This is a genomic window from Spirochaetota bacterium (genome assembly GCA_034190085.1).
In the GTDB taxonomy this organism is placed as follows: domain Bacteria; phylum Spirochaetota; class UBA4802; order UBA4802; family JAFGDQ01; genus JAXHTS01.
Genome location: JAXHTS010000068.1, coordinates 1 through 20,359, shown reverse-complemented (window position 1 = coordinate 20,359; position 20,359 = coordinate 1). Strand labels below are relative to the sequence as shown.

Here is a 20,359-nt window from a genome sequence, read left to right as displayed (position 1 = left end):
ATTTCGATATATACAAAACTATAATTATAAATCAATCTTTATACCAAAGAGCACCCTATTCTTAACATATTCACTGACGCCAGTGTCAGAATTTCTCTGTGAGTAAGTATACTGTATAAGACTTTCAATTGTTTCACGAATATCATAGTTAAAGGATATGTCTACTCCTACTAGATTATATGTCCTTTCTGAAAAAACAAATTCTGCAAAACCATAAAAGCATGAACAGTTACAAGATAACCTCTCACGCAATTGTCTTTTTATAGAACCTGAAAACCGCCAATTGTTGGTTACATCCTGACTATAAGTAGTAAAATAATATTGTTTTATGAATAGAATTCGTATACTAGATTTATCATCAATATCATCTACAATTGAAGCAGAAATAAAAGGTTTAGTGTAGTGTTTATTATTATAGGATACAATGAAATCCAATCCTGTCTTGCATTGGAAATGAATTTGATCAGTAAAGTATTGTGTAAATTTAGCCGTTGCTCTTTGTGCAGAGGCGTCATCTCCAGGTTTGAACCTAATATGCTCATATTCATATAAAAGTGATAAGGTTGTTCCATAAATCAGTGAGTATTTAAATTCTAATCCTGGGCTGTTAAAATATGAATCGCTTAAATCACTTCTTGATCTTTGATCAAGTTTATTAGAATAATGTGCTGAAAGAGCAAGTTGCTCAGAAAAAAATCTGGAATAGGTTAGGTTTAATCTATTTCGATTGTAAGTGTATCTGCCATCTGTATTTCCAAATTCATCTTCAAAGCTACTCTGATCTACCTTATCACGAATAAATAAATTCTTAAGCGTAAATTGATCACGAGCTGTTAATTCATTATTAAAATTTATGTTAATATCTTGAAAGTTGTTATTGAAATCACAGTTATCAATGTAGATTTGTTGATTTATATGGCCAATCAATTTCAAAGACATTGTCTGATCAGTATGTTTTACACCTAATCCCATTATTAATTCTGTGATGAAGTCATTTATTTTATTTTTATCAGCATAGGTTATATTATCATCATAGATCTCATCTACTTGACTCATAAGAATTATATCAAATCCAAAAACAATTGTACTAAATGATAATAGAAAGGATGTAATACAAAGGAATAGAAAAAAAATAATCTTATACATAAAAATAGATACTATGATATAAGTTAATAATCATTAACATTTTTATATACTTATAACAGCTATTGCATACATTTATAATTGCATAATAGTAATTTAATCCTCGTTTAATTCTCATTACAATAGTTGTTTAGTAATAGGTTGTAAAAAAAGTAATATATTATGCCTTTCATATTTTCAAGCACCCTTAAGTTATTTATGATTATTTATATGTAGCATTGATTCTTTTTATTCTTTATCATGAATCAATATGAGTATTAACTTATTATATTGATTATCTTGTTTTTTATTCTAATCCTCTATATAGTATTGTAAAGTGTTTTTTGGTTGTATAATCAACCCTTTTCATATGTGTTTTATTAAAAATTCAACGTTCTTCCAGGTTTGTAATAATAGATTAGGGATGCTCATATGAGAATGTCTAAAAAGTACTTGCCATTTAGCATGGTTAACATCAACTTTGTAAAAATCCTGGAGATTACACCACTTGATGGAGAGAATCACCACTAATCTGGTTTTTAGCTGTGTGATTTTCAGTACATCTGAATCTCCTTAGATAACATTGAAGTTATTTATGATAAATCCTATATATTTATTACAGATAACCCACAAAAGGGCTATCTTTATTATATTATTTAATGCATTTTAATATTAGATATTAACAGATTTCCGAACCATACATGTATTAAGGATCGGATTTGTAAACAGAATGGAGTAATGTAATGGATAGGGACAGAAGAGAGTTGTTTTCTGAAAAAATAACTGCCGGTAGCAGAACCTATTTTTTTGATGTAAAAAAATCTGCAAACGGATCGAAATACCTGCTAATTAGTGAATCTAGAAAAGATGAAGAGGGATCATTTGAGCGTAATCGAGTGATGGTATTTGAAGAGCATCTAATTAAATTTCACAATGCCTTAGAAAAAGTTGTTCAATTTGTTACAGAGGCAGAAGAAGCATAAACCAAAATATATTTTTATTCCTTACTATTAGGGGTAGTAAATTAAATGGGTAGGTTACACTATTTTGTACATGTCATTCCGGTTGAAACGAAGTGGAATACCCCTATATTTAAAGAAAGATCTTCATTATTTTAGGATAAAGGGAGATTCCCGCCTTTGTAGGAAGAACATAGATTAGAAAATTACTTACTAAATTAAACTACTACCCTATTAGGTGTAAAAAGAATACGCCGCTATTGATTGCATTGACTCGTAATCAGCATACACACCTATACATAATAGCAATTATATTAGCGATAAACAGATATAGTCAATTATGGGAATTGTAAATAAAGTCCATTATAGGTGGTTAGTTATGTTCATTAATAAGATAATAAGCTGCAGTTATGCAGATACATAAAACACTAACCAATTCCAGAACCGAAAGCATACCGAATTCAGCTAAATACAAACCGACCAGATCATCAAAGTAATGGAATGATAATGAATTGATAATAAACAGGCTGATTAAAACAATAAGACTATCATAGGCAATGATAATCTGCCAGCCTATCCATTTAACAGCCGAAACTGAAAAGATTATCAGACAAAAACCAACAGTTGCAACAAGAGTTGCGATCATTCGCTGTACTGCCTCGCGCTCATAATACCATCCCAGTAATCTGAATAGTTGTCTGCATATTTCGGTCAACATAAAATTCATTCGTAATTGCTCAGAAATTCCAAGTAAGAGGAGAATTAGGGACAAACTGAGCCACAATATACAGTAACGATTACATAAGTGTGATGAATTGATGTGTCCAGCATGAAGAGCACACCATCCACACAAGATCACCGCTAATATATACATTATATAAATAACAGTTTCAATACTATCCTTCTTATTGGACGATTCAAGATTATAAGTAAAGCGATCTGTTGATAACTCATTAGAGATGTCAGGGCTAAACACATGCGGTACTATAACTTTTAATTCAGGTTTTCTTATACTGCTATTATCAGAAAGAACTGGTATCAGATCTGTTATTGCTACTCTAGCCCTCTCTTCCCAATGACCAGATTTACTCAAATAAATTATCACTACAATGAAGTGTATTCCCTTCTTATTCTTGACTCTCATGCGGAACGCATGTTCCCCACTCCCTTTTATTTTGGGATAAGGACGACCTGATGACATCAAACCGACATGATCGCCATCTCTATTTGCCCAATGCATATCTACACACAAAAAGGTATTTTCATTTACTCCGTTGTAATTAATTATTAAATCGATATCTTGACCAATAATAATCTGTTGAGGCATGGATATTGCACACCATTCAACTAATTGACTCTGATAATCGAGCAGATGCCATACAATATAAAAAATTATATAACATATTAACAATATTCCAGATGCATTCTTTATATATCGGATTATAATATTTCTGTTTCTCCATTTTATAAAATGCAAAAAAATATTCAGCATATTTATTATCTCATAGTTTAATATAGAAACATGGATTCTCACAATCAGTTACAAAAATAAATTTAGTATGATTAGTCTATTATATTCCTTTTGTTATTATAATAGCATTATCCTCTTTATCCATATAATAAGATGTTAAGATATATTCAGAGAGCATGTAATTTGTAAGAATGATTGATGAGACAGTACAGCAGGTTAGGGTGAATCCTCAATCAATGAAAATTAGGGAGTAATAAAAGCAGCTATAAGTATACTACTTTCAAAATAAATAAGTTTATACAATTGAAGATATCTATGCAAAATTTACTAATAATTTTCTAAGCTATTCTAATTATTATCCATACAATATATGAATATGTATTTATATCAATTTGTTGCTGTCTAAAAGGATTGTAACTGGTCCAGTGTTTACTAAGCTGATCTTCATATTCGCCTGGAAAATACCAGATTTTACTTTATTATAGATCGACTTACAAAACTCCAAAAAATCATTATATAATATCGCAGCCTTTTCTGGAGACATTGCATTTGAATAGGATGGCCTTCTCCCCTTTCTCGCATCCCCTAATAGAGTAAATTGGGAAGCAATCAACAACTCACCACTAATATCGAGCAGAGAAAGATTCATCGATTTATCATAATCATCAAATATTCGTAAATGAATAATCTTATTAACAATATATTCAATATCCTGTAAGCCATCATCCTTATGAAATCCAACCAGCGCAAGAATTCCTTCGCCAATTGAAGAAACAACCTGACCATCTACCTCAATCGAGGCACTAAGAACCCTTTGAACTACAGCTATCATATCTACCGCTAAAAATTGTATTCGAAAGAATACTTCAATTGAAGCCCTGAATCCAATTAAGCAAAATCACTACCAATATTAAAATATATGATAGATAGATTACTTCAACTTTTCTTTTAATTCATCTTCAGGCCGTGTCCCCACAAGTCTCTCAATCTCCTTTCCATTATCAAAGATAATAAGTGTGGGGATCGATTGAATATTGTACCTTGCAGCAATATCCCGACTCTCGTCTGTGTTAACCTTAGTAATTTTAGCATCAACTTCGCCTGATTGAGCTATCCTCTCTAATATTGGGGCTTGCATTCTGCATGGCCCACACCATGGCGCCCAAAAATCAACCAACACCTTCCCCTTGTGCCCTAAAACCTCATTATCAAAACTAAAATCATTTACCTCTAAAACACCTGCCATATATCCTCCTATTGTAATAAATAAGTTTAAGTAAATATTAATGATTAAACTATCTTCTCAAGTGGAGTATATTTTTCAAGGAATACCCTTCTATCACCACTTCCAAACTTTATTGTAAATTTCACATTATCGCCCTTACCCTTTATCTCGGTTATTCGACCTACACCATACTTTGGATGCATAACCATATCACGAATGTTAAAGCTACAACCCTGCCTGGAATCCAGTTCGTCAGGCAAGCTGAAATCATTCCCATATTCAGATTTATGATGATGCCATCTGCCTGTAAAACCTGGTGAGACATGACTGCTATCGTAGTGTTCAGTTTTGTTTATCAATCTTTCAGGTATTTCAAAAATAAATCTTGAAGGATTGTTACAAACCGTTCCATTAAATCTCCTTCTTATCTGTGCATTTGTAAGAAATATCCTATTCATTGCTCTAGTTATCCCCACATAACAGAGTCTTCTCTCTTCCTCTATACCCTCATAATTATTGCTGGAATTGATTGAATTTATATGAGGGAATATATCCTCCTCCATTCCTGTGAGGAAAACAACTGAGAACTCCAATCCCTTGGCGTTGTGAACTGTCATAAGGGTGACATAATCTGATTCTACCTGGGATTCATCCAAGGGATTCTCTTCAGAGGTAAGTAGAGATATGTCCTGCAGAAACTCATCAAGACTTGCATTACCATTCCTCATCTCATAATCATTAACACTATTCATAAATTCATCGACATTCTCTAACCTAACCCTCCCATCAATAGAATCATCCTCCTGCAGACTCCTTCTGTATCCCGACTCATCAATAATCATATCAATAAATTCAGAAAGCCTTAAATTTTCAGGGATCTCCTTCACAAATTGAATTCCCTTTTGGACTAGTTGACAAAATTCATCTATCCCTTTATGAGTTCGTCCCTTGCTTATATACCCCCTTTTGATTACATCCCATTCAGAAATTCCATCGGATTTGGCAATATCCCTCAATCCAGCAATTGTGACACTACCGATCCCCCTTGATGGAGTGTTTATAATTCGAAGAAGGGAAATTGAATCATTGGGATTTGAGATGATCTTAAGATATGATAGGATATCCTTTATCTCCTTTCTATCGTAAAATTTTAATCCTCCCACTATCTTATAGGAAATATTTTCTCGTCTCAAATACTCTTCAAATACCCTAGATTGAGCATTAGTTCTATAAAATATTGCGAAATCACTGTTTTTCCAACCCTCCATTCCTTTTAGAGATATTATATTATTGATTACATATTCCGCTTCACCATACTCATTATTTGCCTGACACCATGTAACTGGTTCTCCATCACCCTTCCAGGCCCTAAGGGTTTTTTCTTTTCTATTCTGATTATTCTGAATAACTAGAGATGCGGCCTCCAATATAGGCGATGTTGATCGATAGTTCTCTTCCAACACTATTACTTTAGTATCGATATAATCTCTCTCAAAGTTCAGAATATTCTCGATATCAGCCCCCCTCCATGAATAGATTGATTGATCATCATCACCGACAACGCATATATTTCGACTTGAAGATGAAAGAGTCTTACAAATTAGATACTGGGCATGATTTGTATCCTGATATTCATCAATCATGTAGTATTTCCATCGAGATTGCAATTCCCTCAGTACATCTTGATTATTCTGTAAAATTTCAACTGTTTTTATAAGAAGATCATTAAAATCAAGCGCACCATTATATTGAAGTCTTTCCTGGTATCTTTTAAATACCTCCTGAAAGTTGAATAGGGAATGATTTGGAATTGATGATACAAGGTGAGACTCATCAAAGGAGTGAGCCTTATCCTTTATTTCTGATATCTTTGAAGCAATCATAGATGGTTTTATCTTTTTCGGATCAAGTCTCATCTCAAGCAAGATTTCCTTGATCAGCACTTCCTGATCTCTGGAATCATAAATGGAAAACGAACGAGGAATTCCATTCAGTTCGCCATATCTTCTAAGTATATATGCAGCAGAGGAATGGAATGTCTTAATAAACACGCTCTCTCCGACCATCCCGATTATCTCAACAATCCTCTTCCTCATCTCCTCAGCAGCTTTATTGGTAAAGGTTACTGCCATTATATTATATGGAGAAATCTTCTTCTCATGTATCAGATAGGCAATTCTATAAGTAATAACCCGGGTTTTTCCTGAACCAGCCCCTGCAAGGATTAGGAGCGGACCATCTGTATGTAAAACAGACTTTTTCTGATTCTCATTCAATTTATTTAGCAATTCCATTGATTACAACCCCAATTCCCTGTAACGATGATTTTAAATCTTTCATGGTCTGTACTATGTTACATTCAGGCAAAGAGGAAAGGAAGAGGTTACCATAACTCTTTGTAAGAATTCTAGAATCGAGAACCGCAATAAGACCCTTATCATTTCTACTCCTTATCAACCTTCCAAAACCCTGCTTGAATCTTATTATTGCGTTAGGCACCTGATAGTTGTAGAAAGAATTCAAACCTTGTTCCTCAATCTTCTCAATTCTTGCCTGAATCATTGGCCTGTCCGGAACGTTAAAGGGCAACCTCATAAGGATTACACCCCTTAATAGATCTCCAGGGAGATCTATTCCCTGCCAGAATGAATGAGTTCCCATCAATATCGATCCATCATCTTCAATATATTGCACTATCGCCTCTGTGGCTGGGAAATCCCCTTGAGCATAAATAGGGAAATCTACCAATTCAGTAAGTCTCTCCCTTACCTCTCCAAGCATCCTATATGAGGTGAATAGAATCAGACAATTGCCCTCCAGATGATTTATTATTTCAGCGGAGATTATGGACGCCTGATCAATGAATGACGGATCATTAGGGGGCGCTGTTTCCTCACCTAAATATAATACAACCTGTCTTTTATAATCAAAGGGGGAACTTAAGAGGAGGGACCTATACTCATAAATCCCCAACCTGTCAGCAATAAAGGAAAAATCATCCCTATTAGCAAGGGTGGCTGAAACAAATAGACTACTATCATAAAAGGAATTAACCTCATCATAGATAATCTCAGCAACGCTAACTGGCTCCCCCTTTATATGTATATCCCCAAGCATCTCATCCCCTCTTCTTTCAATCCAATAAACGAAATTGGAGTTCAGTTGATATAAAAGGGATTCCAGGTTCTGTTGAAAGACGAACAACCGACCTCTGATAATATCAAACTCCATTCTCGATGAATCATCCTCTAGATCGTCCTCTATCCCGGTAATAAGAAGCATAAACTCCCTTAAGGCTTTAGCAAGGGTATCGCCAAAGGGGAGTCCCTCTCTAATACGTACAGTATTACTAGTGTTAAATAATTCTCTTAAATTCTCAAAAAATGAACTCAACTCTGATATTATCACTCTCATCGACTTAATGGCTTTTTTCCTCTTACTCTCATCTGATATCCTTAAGAGAATGCTATTCTTCCTATTCTCCCTGTATAATCGGTTAACAGTATCAACAATCTGGTTGTAACTAACCTTAAAGCCAAGTTGATCGGATGCTATTTCCTCGATTGACTGAGCCTCGTCAAATATAACTATATCAATATTTGGAAGATAACACTTTCCTAAGGCTATATTTGAGAAAAAAAGGTAGTGATTCATTATTAGTAGATTTGTTTTTGACCATTTCCTTTTAGCCCTTTGGAAGACACACATTGAAGAGAATGGGCAGTTGTAGGGATTGCATACCTCAGTCTCCCTCGAAATTTCATTCCATAGAATGTTTGACAAATCTATATCAAAACGTGTAAAGATCTCACTATCACTAAAACGTCCTTTTACCTCTTGTACGGCATTGATCTCCTCCTTGGGAAACCTTCCATTTGATAGAAGGAGTTCATATCTTTTCCTGCAAGGATAGTTCTGACTACCAAGACAGAGAGAATAGGAGAAATCTCTCTCAAGGTATCTGTTTATAATCAATTGAACAAGCGGTACATCCTTATCTATTAACTGCTTCTGAAGAGTCTTTGTTTCAGTGCTTATTGCTAGGATTTTATTGTTTTCAAGGGAATACACTAGTGCTGGTACAAGATATGCCAGTGTCTTGCCTACGCCTGTACCTGCTTCTACCAATCCATTCTCGCCTGAGGTGAGGGTCTCAAGAATAAACTCCGACATTTCAAGCTGTTCTTGCCTGAACTCAAAATTACTATATAGGCCTCTTAAATGCCCATCCTCTCCAAATATCTCATGCATTATTGTGTTATGATTTTTTTATTATATCTGTAGTAGAAAAACCTTTTACCTGAGGCAATATCTTGACAATTCCGCCATTCTCTTCAACCACTTTTTTTTCTGGTAGGTTGTGCTTGAGATAATCTCCACCCTTAACGTGAATATCAGGTCTTATTCTTCCCAATAATTTAGTGGGACTATCATCTCTGAAAATTACACAATAATCCACAAAACCGAGTGAGGCAATAACTGAAGCCCTATTCCTCTCACTATTTATGGGTCTTCCCACCCCCTTAAGCCTTCTGACAGAATCGTCACTATTGATGCCAATGATTAATATATCGCCAAACCCTGAAGCGGATTGAAGATACTCTATATGGCCAAGGTGTAATATATCGAAACATCCATTGGAAGAGACAATTGTAAGATTACTCTCTCTGATCTCTCTACAGACAGAATCGATCTCCTCGATGACCACGATCTTCTCCCTGAAATGCCTTACTCTCATCCTCTCATCTTGATCATGTCATTCTCAATATAAGGAATAGCCTCAATAAAAAATTTAACATTGTTAAAATTGTATAGCTATCACATGGAATAATATTATGTCACTATATAAAGAGCAGTCAATCCCTTTATACAAATAATTCGACTCTAATCTTCCGCACCCAAAAGGCCAGTCCTTATGATAAAGTATAAAAGTGTCACAATAGACGACGCGGCTGCAGCGACATAGGTCATTGCTGCTGCTGAGAGTACCTTTTCTACACCGACCATCTCATTTGAGCCTATAAATCCCTGTGATAGCAATATCGCCTTAGCTCTTGAAGTGGCATTGAACTCAACTGGCAGAGTAATCAACTGGAATATTACGGTAATGGTGAATAATAATATGCCCAACTTTACTAATCCAAGTGTACCGATTATAAACCCAACCAATATAATAATCCAGGCTAAGTTAGATCCAATGGAGGCTGTTGGAGCCATTGCATTCCTTAGCATTAGTGGAGCATAGGACTTTGCATGCTGAATAGCATGTCCTGTTTCGTGGGCAGCTACTCCAATTGCTGCCAGAGAATTAATCTGATAAACATCGGAAGACAATCTCACAACCTTTCGGATTGGATCATAGTGATCCGATAAAAACCCCCCGGTTTCTACAACAGGGATATGAGATAGACCGTTTGTTTTGAGAATTTTCTCTGCAATATCAACACCTCTTAATCCAGTATGAGTTGGGATTCTTGAATATTTTTTAAAGGTAGTTTTTACCCTAATGGAAGCAAATACAGATAAAACTAATACTGGCAGCATCATCATCCAGTATAATGGATCAATTCCAAATAACATCTTCATACCTCCTGATAATAATTCTTACAATTTATGTTATGCATATTTTATGCGTTTACTTATCTGACTTTTGATTAAAGGGATATATCGATATCTTATAATTAACTTTATAACTAATGATAAGTTGAATTACAATATAAATTACTAATGAAAATTCTTCAAGCACTATTCATATTTATTCAATCAATGATTTAGGGATAAAACCTTACAAAGTGTTACATAATAATATTTGCTATTAATAATGCAATGCCAATACTTAAGTAGATTATTGATATGATTCTATCCGTTTAGCTTTAGAAAAAGATTATTAACACTAGTATATTCATCATTAACGAAGTATATAAAGATTGTTAATTACATTTGACAATAACTTCAATCTCAATTATTCTGGAACAAATGACAGTTAAATAGGCATATCCCTTTTAACAAGGATAATCCCTAGAAAAATTACATATATAGTACACCAATGCGTCTTCGATTTCATCACATCTGCAACACAGGCGCTAATCTTTAGGATACAATTATATGCAGTTTACTAAAACACCCAACCGAAATATGCATTTACAGTTTATTCTATTATACCTGCTTGTATCGATCTTTTGTCAATGCAGCTCCTTTGACAAACCAGGAAAGAGGTTGAGCGATACCTACAAGGTCAATAATAGGGAAATTAACAGCGATTGGGCTTTATATAGCAAAGGTCTATTCTACGAATCGATGAAGGATTACAATAAAGCCATAAAATATTATATTGATGCTTCCAATCATGGAGTTGCTTTGGAGAGGATCTATTATCATCTAGCTAAATGTTATTACTATACATTCGATTATAAATCAGCTATAAAGTATTCAAAGATGTCAATTGAGTCAGATATGTATTACACAGAACCCTATATACTCTTACATGGCATTTATTTAAGCCTTAAGGATTATCAAGAGGCTGCCTCTATCTATGAAAAACTAATTGAGTTAAAGCCGAATTATGTAAAAACCTACTACTCCCTTGCAATCCTCTACTATGAACGAATACAAAATCATGATAAGGCACTTGCCTTTTTTCAAAAAATATTAGAACTTAATATGCCTGTTGATGACTATTTCCTGGAATATTCAAATTATTATATCGGATGCATATATCACGATCGAGGTGACGAAAAAAACGCGATTAAACACTTTAAGCTAGTTTTGGAAATAAATCCTGATAATTATCCCACTGCCTACATCTTAGCAAATATTATGATGGATACCTATTCTCTTGAAGAGGCGAAAAAATATGCATATTATTATCTCAAAATGGATAAAGACAATCTTAGATTAAACTCACTATTGGGTAGGATATATTATTTAGAAAACAATCCCAAATCAATCGAGTATCTCAGAAAAGGGATGTCAATGAAGACCATTCATGGATTTATCGCAAAATCCCTCTACCTAGAGAAATTACATAAAGATATAGAAGCCAAGGAATATCTGAAGAGCATAATTAATAAATCTCCCTTGATCATTTCCCCACATATCGCATTGGCAAGAATCAGCCTGCGAAATAAAGACCAAAAAAATGCCATAAGCGAATACTTCACTGCTGCGATACTGATGTATAAAGTCAAATTATTATATTCAGCAAGAAATGTTCTCCTAAAAATATTGTCCATAAATGACAAAATCCCTGAGATATACTATTATATTGGCAAAACATATGAAGAAATCGATAAACTAAATCTTGCAATAATCTATTATAAAAGGGCAAATGAATTAAGACAAAGCGTTGAAATGATGATTCATATTGGTTATCTATACAATTTAACGAACAATTTCAAGGAATCTGTCAGATATTTTGATGTAGCCATAAACCTTGAACCAAAAAATTCAAAGACCTATTTCTATAAGGGATTAGCATATTCCAGAAATAATAATTATAATCAGGCTGAGTTACTCTTTAAAAAGGCAATTGAATTACAGTCTGAGAATGACATGTATCATTTCTACCTAGCGACTGTTCTTGAAAAACTGCATAGGCTTGATGAATCAATTGACTCTCTTAAAACAGCAATAAAATACAATCCACAAAATGCAAGAGCATGCAATTACCTTGGTTACCTCTACGCTGATCAGAATAAAAACTTAGATGAATCCATTGATCTTATTCAAACAGCACTAAAGATTGAACCCCTGAATGGAGCCTATCTTGACTCGCTTGGATGGGCCTATTATAGAAAGGGGGATTATCAGCTGGCACTTGAGAAGCTATTAGAAGCGGAGCAACAGTTAATAAATAATGGAACGCCTGATCCTGTTGTCTATGATCATATTGGGGATACATATCAAAAGATTGGGGACATGAAAAAGGCCTTTGAATACTGGAACAAATCTTTTGATATTGAAAATAATCCAAAGATTAAAGAAAAAATTAAAGGATATAGGCAATAGGATAGACAAATAGCAGCCTATTCAATATATGCAAAGAAGACTAATTACATCATCGCTAGGAATCTTCATTTTTACATTTTTTTCAGTGATATCAACCTGCTCAAGGAATATAGAAAATAATCGTGATTATAATAAAACCCCAAATGATGAAAAGGCTCGATTCTTCATTAACAAAATCGCAGAGATAAATAATCACTCACCAGACACCCTTTCTGCCAATTTTATTATTAATGGCACAATCAATGATAAAAAATTTAAATCCACAGGAAGAATTCTATATAGTAAAAATCCCAAAAGGATGATGATCACCCTATTAGACGCAATTTTTCAGAGCACCTTAACTAATATCTTACAGGAGGAGGATATACTAAGGATATACTACCCATTGGATAAAAAATTGTACATAGACAATATACAAAAAATCGATCTTAGAGATTATCTTAAGATTGATACAAATATAGATTTAATACTACTCTCACAGCTAGCCATGGGGGCGATACCGCTCATCGAAAACTATTCAATAAAAAGGGTAATATTAACAAAAAATACAAATGTGGGTGAAGAGGACACCAATTTCTTAATAATAGAAAATGAACAATACTATGAGACAATATCCTTTAAGAACGAAGTTCCAGATAAAATACTCAGGGTAGACAGAAAAACAAATGAAAAGATCGAGTTTTATCTCTATGACCGAATTAACGTGAAGAACACTCACTTCTATAAAAGAATAGGGTTTGTCCATCTGGGATCGGGGTGTAGGGTAACGCTGAGATTTAAAGACCTAAAATTCAACATTCCAGTTGATATAGATACGATGATGATAATAGATATACCGAGGGATGCTGAAATAATTTATATGAGATAGGGTTTCTATATCATTCACCTCGAGTTTTAATACTAAACAATTTCAATATTGCATCATAGAGATATGGTGACCAGCACTTCATTTGCCACATGAACCAGATAGCGAAGGATCATGTTTTATTCTAATTATTTTCCCAAGATATTCAACCGGAAATCGATATCCCTTTACTCGTATACTTAATCTTTTTGAATATCTGCTCTGAGGATAGAAGTGGTATAGCTTTGCATAATAGTAATCAGCGGTTGTTTTGTCACCGATCATCTTAAAGCCCCTAGCGATGTTCCATATTATCCTGTCCGCATCAGGATCCGTAACACCTAATGAAAGAGCAGAGAGAAGCATCCTCAACCCCTCTTTTGCTGACCTCCACCGCTTAACTGATTTGGTTCCGCTTGTGACCAGCATATCGTAATCGCCTTTCCTTACTCCTCGGATAAATCCAGCCCTGTAAATCATGCTGCTCTGACTCCTCATATTGAGAAATGAAAATCTAATACTATGCCCCCCGGGATATATTTCTTTTCCATAGTCAACCCTATAAAGGTCATCCGAAAGGCGCTTACATTTTACAGTAATACCATCATAGGTTACTTTTAACGATTTAAAATCAATACCCACTCCTTCAATACCGCTGTCTAATTTTATTGCGATTACAGGCTTTTTATCATCAATCAGATTCCTTAGGTAATCCCTATCCTCTATGGGGCATGAGATATATACCTCAGCTTTTGGGATACCTCTATTAAAAAATTCTGCTATCGCAAAAAAGTAGGCCTCCGCCTCAAGCTGATTAAATTGAATATCATTCAATCTCATTGAGTGCTTTTCATCTGAGAAGAATCCGGGTTCGCCAATTACACCAGGGCAGACATTTCTAGTTTCCCTCAGGATCATGGTGCCAGTCTCAGTATATATCGTAAAGTCTGAAATTATCTTCCCTCTCTCATCCATGATTTTATGAAACTCATCAATTAGCAATTTGGCGAAGCTATAACTGAGAGGACGAACCTCCTTGTTCCCCCATATTAACACTGATGGATAATTGACCTCATCCATTCTCCTCACAGTACCGTTATGATGAAGACTTATGAGTAAATCAGGCCCTATAGCCTTTACCATATCAACCCTCTCTCTGAGTGGAATATCCTTATCGCTTTTTCGACTCATTGAGATAACAGCCCCAGCCCTCTTCAGCATATTCTCTAATATCAACGCTGTCTTTAAATTTGTCTCCTCCTCCCTAATGCCATCCGGTCCTATTCTAAAAGGATCGGTTTCCCCCTTCCCTCCGTGCCCAGGATCTAAAAAAATTTTTTTTCCATGCAATTGAGGGTATTTCGTTAGATCGATATTGCCAGTATACTCATATTTATATCGAAAGTAATTGCAACTCATAACAACAGTCCCAGTTATCAAGAGTATAATAAACCATCTGCCACTCTTTCTGCGGATTCTTTGTGTTGATTTCCAATAGACACTTATGCACGATTTCATTGAATAATAGCGAAGTTGCTCTGTGCCCTCTGTTGCATATATTCCTCTGTTTATTTTTTTTATGTCACTGATTGTTTTTCTTTTATCCCACATCAATTACTCCATTGACATTCTAAGCAGTATTGTTTAATTATTTGACCTCTTCCTCTATTATCAAATATTTAAGATAGGATGGATGAGCACAAATTCTTCTTAGCTTCCTGGTCAGTAATATATGTTTATTGATATTGATGAATTGTCAACATATAGATCATTATTAAGAAAATTCGTAAAGCAGTATTCCATACAATCCTTCACTTTGCGATTAAAGAAATCGATTTGTATTGAAGCAGAATGTAATAAATGTCGTCTTTATGAATATATGAGTGTAATGTTTAATAAATAGGAGGATAGAAAAAAATTCTATCGATTTTCTATCCCTGCTCCCGAAATGTAATGTATTAATAATAACTGAGAGTGTATCGCTTCAATGAAATGGGACAAGAGCTCCAGGTCTATAGATACTTTCAACATATCCTAGGGCTTCAGTTTTTAACAATTAAATTATTGTTGACTCTTTCAATAATTACCTTTTTTATCCATGTCATTACCAACTATCCTTATATACTACGATAATGTAGATCATGAAAATATATTATAGAAAAACAATAGAAAGAAAATCCTTTGTAGAGGAAATACTACATATATTTGAAGAGGAGATAAGGTGGAAGAAACGAATTTTAGTAAAGCCAAATATTGTTTCCAGAGAGGAATATCCTACCACAACACACATTGAAACGCTGGATGCTGTTTTATCCCTTTTAACAAAATCTGATAGAGAATTGGTTGTAGGAGACGGCCCAGCTTTAGATGCGAGGCCACAAAGTGTAATAAAATATCATATCATAAAGGATATTTGCGCTAAGCATAATGTTAAACTGCTGAATCTTCATAAATATCCCAAAAAGGTTTTTAACACCAACTCAGATGGACAATTAAAATTAAAGATATCAACAATACCCTTAACCTGTGATTATATTATTTCTCTACCAATATTGAAAGCGCATAAATTAAAGAATATAGGCATTACATGTGCCTTGAAAAATCAATTCGGCTATTTATCTAATTTTCATAGATTAAAATATCATATAAAGCACAGGCTTATCAACAGATGCATTGCGAATATCAATTACACTGTAAGAACTGATCTCTTTATAGTAGACGGCATAGAGGTGCTCTTAAATGCCAATGAGATCAGACATGGGGGTTACATAGCAAAATTAGGTATTATGTTTGCGGGAAAAGATCCCGTAGCCCTTGATTCATATGGATTTAAATTATTAAAGGAACTGGGAGAAAAGAAATTGTTAAATAAAGATCCTGTTGATATTGAATACATTAGCTTGGCGCAAGCCTATGATTTAGGAAACACCAACTATGAGCTAATAGAAATATAATAGTCCAAAGTGGAGGTTTTCCCTCCCTGTCTGGAACCTGATTACCACGGCATAAAAAATCAAAATATATAGAATACTTTTCATCAACTATATAGTTGGTCAGACACTCCTCTCCCCTCTCCTTTCTAAAGAAGGAGTTGCGCTCTTATCAATAAGGCTTAAAAATTTAGCATAATTACTTGTGCTTATGTCGTCCATTGATTTGATCTCAAAACCTATCTTAATGATCTTATTAGCCAGCATATCGATATGTCTGACGCCAGCCAAAATAGAAGCCTTTTTACTCTTAGGCAACAACATATCTAAAGAGACATAGCTATCTTCCTTATATTGGGGAATTAGTTTCTTATCTCGAAAAACTATCCCTAATCCCCCTTTCGACACATCAGATACGAGTAATCTCTCCTCAGATACATGAAATATGTTGAATTCCACACTTAACTCTTCGATTAAATTCACTATTCTCTTTACTGAATGAAGACTCGATCTATTAAATGGCGCTGTGTCATTCACTTGGATGTATCCATAAGGAATATTCGCATTATAGAGGATAGGAACTGATACCTCTGATATAAGCTCCCTTCTACCCATTAAGCAACTGTCCTTAGCATATATATTTCTCATATAAAAGTTATGCTGTGAAATCATCTGTTCATTATTCAAATCTGAAATGAAGATCGGAGTCCTCTCATTATAAAAATAGTTCATCCTAGCATCATTATTTTTCCCTTCACTACAAAAATGAATCTTCATATATTTATACTCTTTGCCCTTATTATACTCTATTATCTCTCTTATGCGGTCTATCTTTTTGCTCTCAAGGATAAGGGATCTCTTTAAAACAAAATCAGATACGATGTTAGTGGCAAATATCAACCACTTTTTCTCCCCACTGATATTCATCATACTCCTCACTTCTTTTCTAGCAGCGATCACTATTTGAAACATCACAGGATTAAACACAAATATATCCCTTGATCTCCTCTCGCATAACCTTAAATAAGAGTATATGATATTATCACCACACCTTGTAAAGATGAAAGAGTTATCCGGCACATCTGTTACAATGGGAAGCTTGATTACTACCAATCCTCCTAAACAACTAATCAGCTTAACTTCAATGTTACGATTTTCCAGTTTAATAAAAACCGTATTATCAATATAAAACCTATTAAGCATTTTTTCAAATATCTTTCTATCAGTTATTGTCTTCACTTCATTAATCATAGATAAACACCTTTACTATTGTTCTACTTCTATAAAACCTCGTCTAATAGCTGTCATATTCTCATTTGAGCAAGAAGCCCAGCCTATAAATTTTCTATAAAGCGATGAAAATGGTACCTGGCATTAAGCTCTTCCATGATGAATATTGACAAATGATTGGAATATAATAATGAATCCTATAGGAAATTGTGATAATCTTCAAGAAAGTTTTTCACGTCCTTTAACTAAGCTAAAAGGCCAGATTACCTTTATAGGATTTATTTATGATATATAGCGCATGATTCTGAGTGTAGCGCAATGAGAGTAGTATTGCAGCCATCGAGTGTTAAATGGAAAAACACTCGATTATATGAAAAAGTAAATATTCTAAAGGTTAAATAAAAAACGGATTATATCACCATCCTTCACAGGATAATCCCTCCCTTCTGAACGAAGTAGACCCATATCCTTTATTCTCTGCAACGTGCCGGCATTAACGAGATCATTAAAGCTGAAAACCTCAGCTCGGATAAAACCCTTTATAAAGTCGGTATGGATTTTGCCCGCCGCCCTTATGGCATCCGTTCCATCCAAAATTGTCCATGCCTGAAGGTCCGTCTCTGCTGTATAAAATGTAATTAGACGAAGTAATCTTAAGGATGACTTGATCAACCTATCAAGGCCTGACTCTTCTAATCCAAGAGCTTTGAGATAGTCCTCTTTCTCACATTCAGGCAGTTGAGATATCTCTTCCTCAAGTTTTCCCATTATTGAAAGGGATTCCGATCCATTCCTCTCCGCATATTCCCGCACCTTTTTTAATTCATCATCCTCTGTACTAACCTCATCCACATTAGCCAGATACAGGATAGGCTTTGAAGTGATCAATCCGTAATTATTGATCAAATCAATCTCATCACTATTTATATGTAGGGTATTTAGCAGTTTGCCATTATCGAGATGATCTAAAAATCCCTGCAGAGTCTCGACATCAGCCTTTGACCTCTTGTCTCCGGATCTAGCAGTCTTAAGGAGCTTCTCTTTAGCTCTTTCCAAAATTTCAATATCGGAAAGGATAAGCTCAGTATTGATAAGTTCAACATCCCTAATGGGATCGATCTGTCCACCTACATGAACAACATCCTGACTCTTAAAGCATCTGATGACATGAATAATTGCATCTACATCCCTAACGTGGCCCAGGAACCTATTTCCTAAGCCCTCTCCCTTTGACGCCCCCTTGACTAAACCTGCCACATCCACGAATTCGATTCTATTTGGGATAGAATTCTCCTTATTAAGCAATTCCCCAATCCTCGTTAATCTCTCATCTGGCACGGGGACTACTCCCCTATTCGGCTCTATTGTACAAAAGGGATAATTTGCAATCTGTGCATTGCCTCCAGATAAGGCATTAAATATAGTCGTTTTACCTGCATTCGGCAGGCCTATTATTCCACAGTTTAGACCCATCCTCTCTCCCTATAAACAAATTAAGAAATCCTAACATCTTAAGCTTACAGTTATGACTAGGCAAAAGTTTATGCTTTGAAATGACCCGATGAATAACTCATATTGTAGTCCTCATCTACTTAAATAACAAATCCATTAAAAAAAAATAATAATAGATACTTGGTAGGTTCTCTAATGATATTTCATGAATCATTCTTGTGATGCAATATGCATTAGCAATTTTCGAGTTAATTCAGCATCCGCTAATGCTCGATGAATGGCTTTAGGTAAAGATAATCTGCTTTGTCTAGCCGCATCTCTAAGTTTATACCATTTGAAATGCCCATAGTGGTCATCCCATGTTCCCTTATACTTAGCATACAACCTCATGACACATATTACTTCCCCTATCTTCCCTAATTCAATTCCATATTTTGATAAGGATTGTCGGATTAATCTTATATCAAAATCATAATTATATAGGCATATCGGTCTATTGCTCAACAGGCTTTTCAATTTATTCTTCCATACAATATCGAATGTTGGAGCGTTATTCACAATCCTATTATTTATACCATGAATTAAAATAGCCCTAGCTGGAATCACATCAACTGGTTTAATAAGGGTATTTATTTGGACATCTCCATCAATGTCAACTGCAGCTATTTCAACAATTTCGTCATCGCTCTTTAAACCAGTTGTCTCTGTATCAAGAATAATGGGATCTCGTTTGATAATATCCTTAGCATATTCAACCGGATTTCTATCCTTCAACTCAAAAAACATCATTTCACCTAAACCTGTTGTATTTGGTTCTTTATAATGTGTAAATATCCCTTGAGGTGTCAATCTTATTTCGCATGAATCTATATATCGCTTATCCTATTTTTCATTTACACGAACGATTAAAGCCAACACCGAAACAAGCTTGGGGAATTCTATAACTAATAAAGGAGATAGCAATATGATTATCCCTTTTGTTCAAGATTAAGATGGGAATTATGGCCTTGCCCGAAAAAGAGGACATGAAGTTAAGCAAAAGAAACGATAATAAGCTTAACGGAGGAGTCAATGAAATCAAGAAGAAAATTTGACAAACAATTTAAGATTGATTCAGTA

The 20,359-nt window shown here is 34.6% G+C and carries 16 protein-coding genes; 4 read left to right on the top strand and 12 right to left on the bottom strand.

What is annotated here, in order from left to right:
- Positions 1 to 24: 24 nt before the first annotated feature.
- A complete protein-coding gene (locus SVZ03_13360) occupies positions 25 to 1,056 on the bottom strand; it encodes a hypothetical protein (GenBank protein MDY6935196.1) in 1,032 nt (343 codons plus the stop codon).
- 809 nt (positions 1,057 to 1,865) lie between these two features.
- On the opposite strand from SVZ03_13360, the gene SVZ03_13355 reads away from it, so the two are divergent.
- Positions 1,866 to 2,105: a DUF3276 family protein gene (locus tag SVZ03_13355; protein MDY6935195.1), complete on the top strand. Its 240-nt coding sequence runs from the start codon at positions 1,866 to 1,868 to the stop codon at positions 2,103 to 2,105.
- A 349-nt stretch (positions 2,106 to 2,454) separates the two neighbouring features.
- Here SVZ03_13355 and SVZ03_13350 read toward each other — a convergent pair whose 3' ends face one another.
- The 7 genes from SVZ03_13350 to SVZ03_13320 form a co-directional block, all read right to left on the bottom strand.
- The gene (locus SVZ03_13350) at positions 2,455 to 3,573 is read right to left on the bottom strand and encodes a hypothetical protein (GenBank protein ID MDY6935194.1); all 1,119 of its coding nucleotides are present in this window, start codon (positions 3,571 to 3,573) and stop codon (positions 2,455 to 2,457) included.
- A 361-nt stretch (positions 3,574 to 3,934) separates the two neighbouring features.
- Positions 3,935 to 4,384: a D-aminoacyl-tRNA deacylase gene (dtd, locus tag SVZ03_13345; protein MDY6935193.1), complete on the bottom strand. Its 450-nt coding sequence runs from the start codon at positions 4,382 to 4,384 to the stop codon at positions 3,935 to 3,937.
- Positions 4,385 to 4,483: 99 nt separating this feature from the next.
- The gene (trxA, locus tag SVZ03_13340) at positions 4,484 to 4,798 is read right to left on the bottom strand and encodes a thioredoxin (protein MDY6935192.1); all 315 of its coding nucleotides are present in this window, start codon (positions 4,796 to 4,798) and stop codon (positions 4,484 to 4,486) included.
- A 44-nt stretch (positions 4,799 to 4,842) separates the two neighbouring features.
- A complete protein-coding gene (locus tag SVZ03_13335) occupies positions 4,843 to 7,071 on the bottom strand; it encodes a UvrD-helicase domain-containing protein (GenBank protein ID MDY6935191.1) in 2,229 nt (742 codons plus the stop codon).
- Positions 7,055 to 9,028, bottom strand: coding sequence for an ATP-dependent DNA helicase (locus tag SVZ03_13330; GenBank protein MDY6935190.1), 1,974 nt, complete (start codon positions 9,026 to 9,028; stop codon positions 7,055 to 7,057). Before SVZ03_13330 ends, SVZ03_13335 begins: the two co-directional genes overlap by 17 nt.
- Before the next feature lie 7 nt (positions 9,029 to 9,035).
- Positions 9,036 to 9,515 (bottom strand): D-glycero-beta-D-manno-heptose 1-phosphate adenylyltransferase, encoded by a 480-nt coding sequence (gene rfaE2, locus SVZ03_13325; GenBank protein ID MDY6935189.1) that lies wholly within the window; start codon positions 9,513 to 9,515, stop codon positions 9,036 to 9,038.
- Positions 9,516 to 9,661: 146 nt separating this feature from the next.
- Positions 9,662 to 10,357: a zinc metallopeptidase gene (locus SVZ03_13320; protein ID MDY6935188.1), complete on the bottom strand. Its 696-nt coding sequence runs from the start codon at positions 10,355 to 10,357 to the stop codon at positions 9,662 to 9,664.
- 525 nt (positions 10,358 to 10,882) lie between these two features.
- Between SVZ03_13320 and SVZ03_13315 the strand changes: the two genes are divergently transcribed.
- Together SVZ03_13315 and SVZ03_13310 are read left to right on the top strand one after the other, a co-directional pair.
- Complete coding sequence (locus tag SVZ03_13315) at positions 10,883 to 12,784, top strand: tetratricopeptide repeat protein (GenBank protein MDY6935187.1); 1,902 nt, start codon at positions 10,883 to 10,885, stop codon at positions 12,782 to 12,784.
- 28 nt (positions 12,785 to 12,812) lie between these two features.
- Entirely contained in the window at positions 12,813 to 13,652 is an 840-nt protein-coding gene (locus SVZ03_13310; GenBank protein MDY6935186.1) for a hypothetical protein, read from the top strand.
- 78 nt (positions 13,653 to 13,730) lie between these two features.
- On the opposite strand, the gene SVZ03_13305 is transcribed toward SVZ03_13310, so the two are convergent.
- Entirely contained in the window at positions 13,731 to 15,239 is a 1,509-nt protein-coding gene (locus tag SVZ03_13305; protein ID MDY6935185.1) for an N-acetylmuramoyl-L-alanine amidase, read from the bottom strand.
- Between the two features lie 530 nt (positions 15,240 to 15,769).
- Here SVZ03_13305 and SVZ03_13300 point away from each other — a divergent pair.
- On the top strand, positions 15,770 to 16,582 hold the full coding sequence (locus SVZ03_13300) for a DUF362 domain-containing protein (GenBank protein MDY6935184.1): 813 nt from the start codon (positions 15,770 to 15,772) through the stop codon (positions 16,580 to 16,582).
- 99 nt (positions 16,583 to 16,681) lie between these two features.
- Here SVZ03_13300 and SVZ03_13295 read toward each other — a convergent pair whose 3' ends face one another.
- From SVZ03_13295 to SVZ03_13285, 3 genes are all read right to left on the bottom strand, one after another.
- Positions 16,682 to 17,809 (bottom strand): hypothetical protein, encoded by a 1,128-nt coding sequence (locus SVZ03_13295; GenBank protein ID MDY6935183.1) that lies wholly within the window; start codon positions 17,807 to 17,809, stop codon positions 16,682 to 16,684.
- A gap of 366 nt (positions 17,810 to 18,175) precedes the next feature.
- On the bottom strand, positions 18,176 to 19,261 hold the full coding sequence (gene ychF, locus SVZ03_13290) for a redox-regulated ATPase YchF (protein ID MDY6935182.1): 1,086 nt from the start codon (positions 19,259 to 19,261) through the stop codon (positions 18,176 to 18,178).
- A 189-nt stretch (positions 19,262 to 19,450) separates the two neighbouring features.
- Entirely contained in the window at positions 19,451 to 20,089 is a 639-nt protein-coding gene (locus tag SVZ03_13285) for a 3'-5' exonuclease (protein MDY6935181.1), read from the bottom strand.
- Positions 20,090 to 20,359 lie beyond the last annotated feature (270 nt).

Coding starts and splice junctions, on each gene's coding strand:
- SVZ03_13305 (MDY6935185.1), bottom strand. CDS start 15,239: ATGTGGGATAAAAGAAAAACAATCAGTGACATAAAAAAAATAAACAGA.
- SVZ03_13335 (MDY6935191.1), bottom strand. CDS start 7,071: ATGGAATTGCTAAATAAATTGAATGAGAATCAGAAAAAGTCTGTTTTA.
- SVZ03_13300 (MDY6935184.1), top strand. CDS start 15,770: ATGAAAATATATTATAGAAAAACAATAGAAAGAAAATCCTTTGTAGAG.
- rfaE2 (MDY6935189.1), bottom strand. CDS start 9,515: ATGAGAGTAAGGCATTTCAGGGAGAAGATCGTGGTCATCGAGGAGATC.
- trxA (MDY6935192.1), bottom strand. CDS start 4,798: ATGGCAGGTGTTTTAGAGGTAAATGATTTTAGTTTTGATAATGAGGTT.
- SVZ03_13320 (MDY6935188.1), bottom strand. CDS start 10,357: ATGTTATTTGGAATTGATCCATTATACTGGATGATGATGCTGCCAGTA.
- dtd (MDY6935193.1), bottom strand. CDS start 4,384: ATGATAGCTGTAGTTCAAAGGGTTCTTAGTGCCTCGATTGAGGTAGAT.
- SVZ03_13295 (MDY6935183.1), bottom strand. CDS start 17,809: ATGATTAATGAAGTGAAGACAATAACTGATAGAAAGATATTTGAAAAA.
- SVZ03_13355 (MDY6935195.1), top strand. CDS start 1,866: ATGGATAGGGACAGAAGAGAGTTGTTTTCTGAAAAAATAACTGCCGGT.
- SVZ03_13350 (MDY6935194.1), bottom strand. CDS start 3,573: ATGCTGAATATTTTTTTGCATTTTATAAAATGGAGAAACAGAAATATT.
- SVZ03_13315 (MDY6935187.1), top strand. CDS start 10,883: ATGCAGTTTACTAAAACACCCAACCGAAATATGCATTTACAGTTTATT.
- SVZ03_13360 (MDY6935196.1), bottom strand. CDS start 1,056: ATGAGTCAAGTAGATGAGATCTATGATGATAATATAACCTATGCTGAT.
- SVZ03_13310 (MDY6935186.1), top strand. CDS start 12,813: ATGCAAAGAAGACTAATTACATCATCGCTAGGAATCTTCATTTTTACA.
- SVZ03_13330 (MDY6935190.1), bottom strand. CDS start 9,028: ATGCATGAGATATTTGGAGAGGATGGGCATTTAAGAGGCCTATATAGT.
- ychF (MDY6935182.1), bottom strand. CDS start 19,261: ATGGGTCTAAACTGTGGAATAATAGGCCTGCCGAATGCAGGTAAAACG.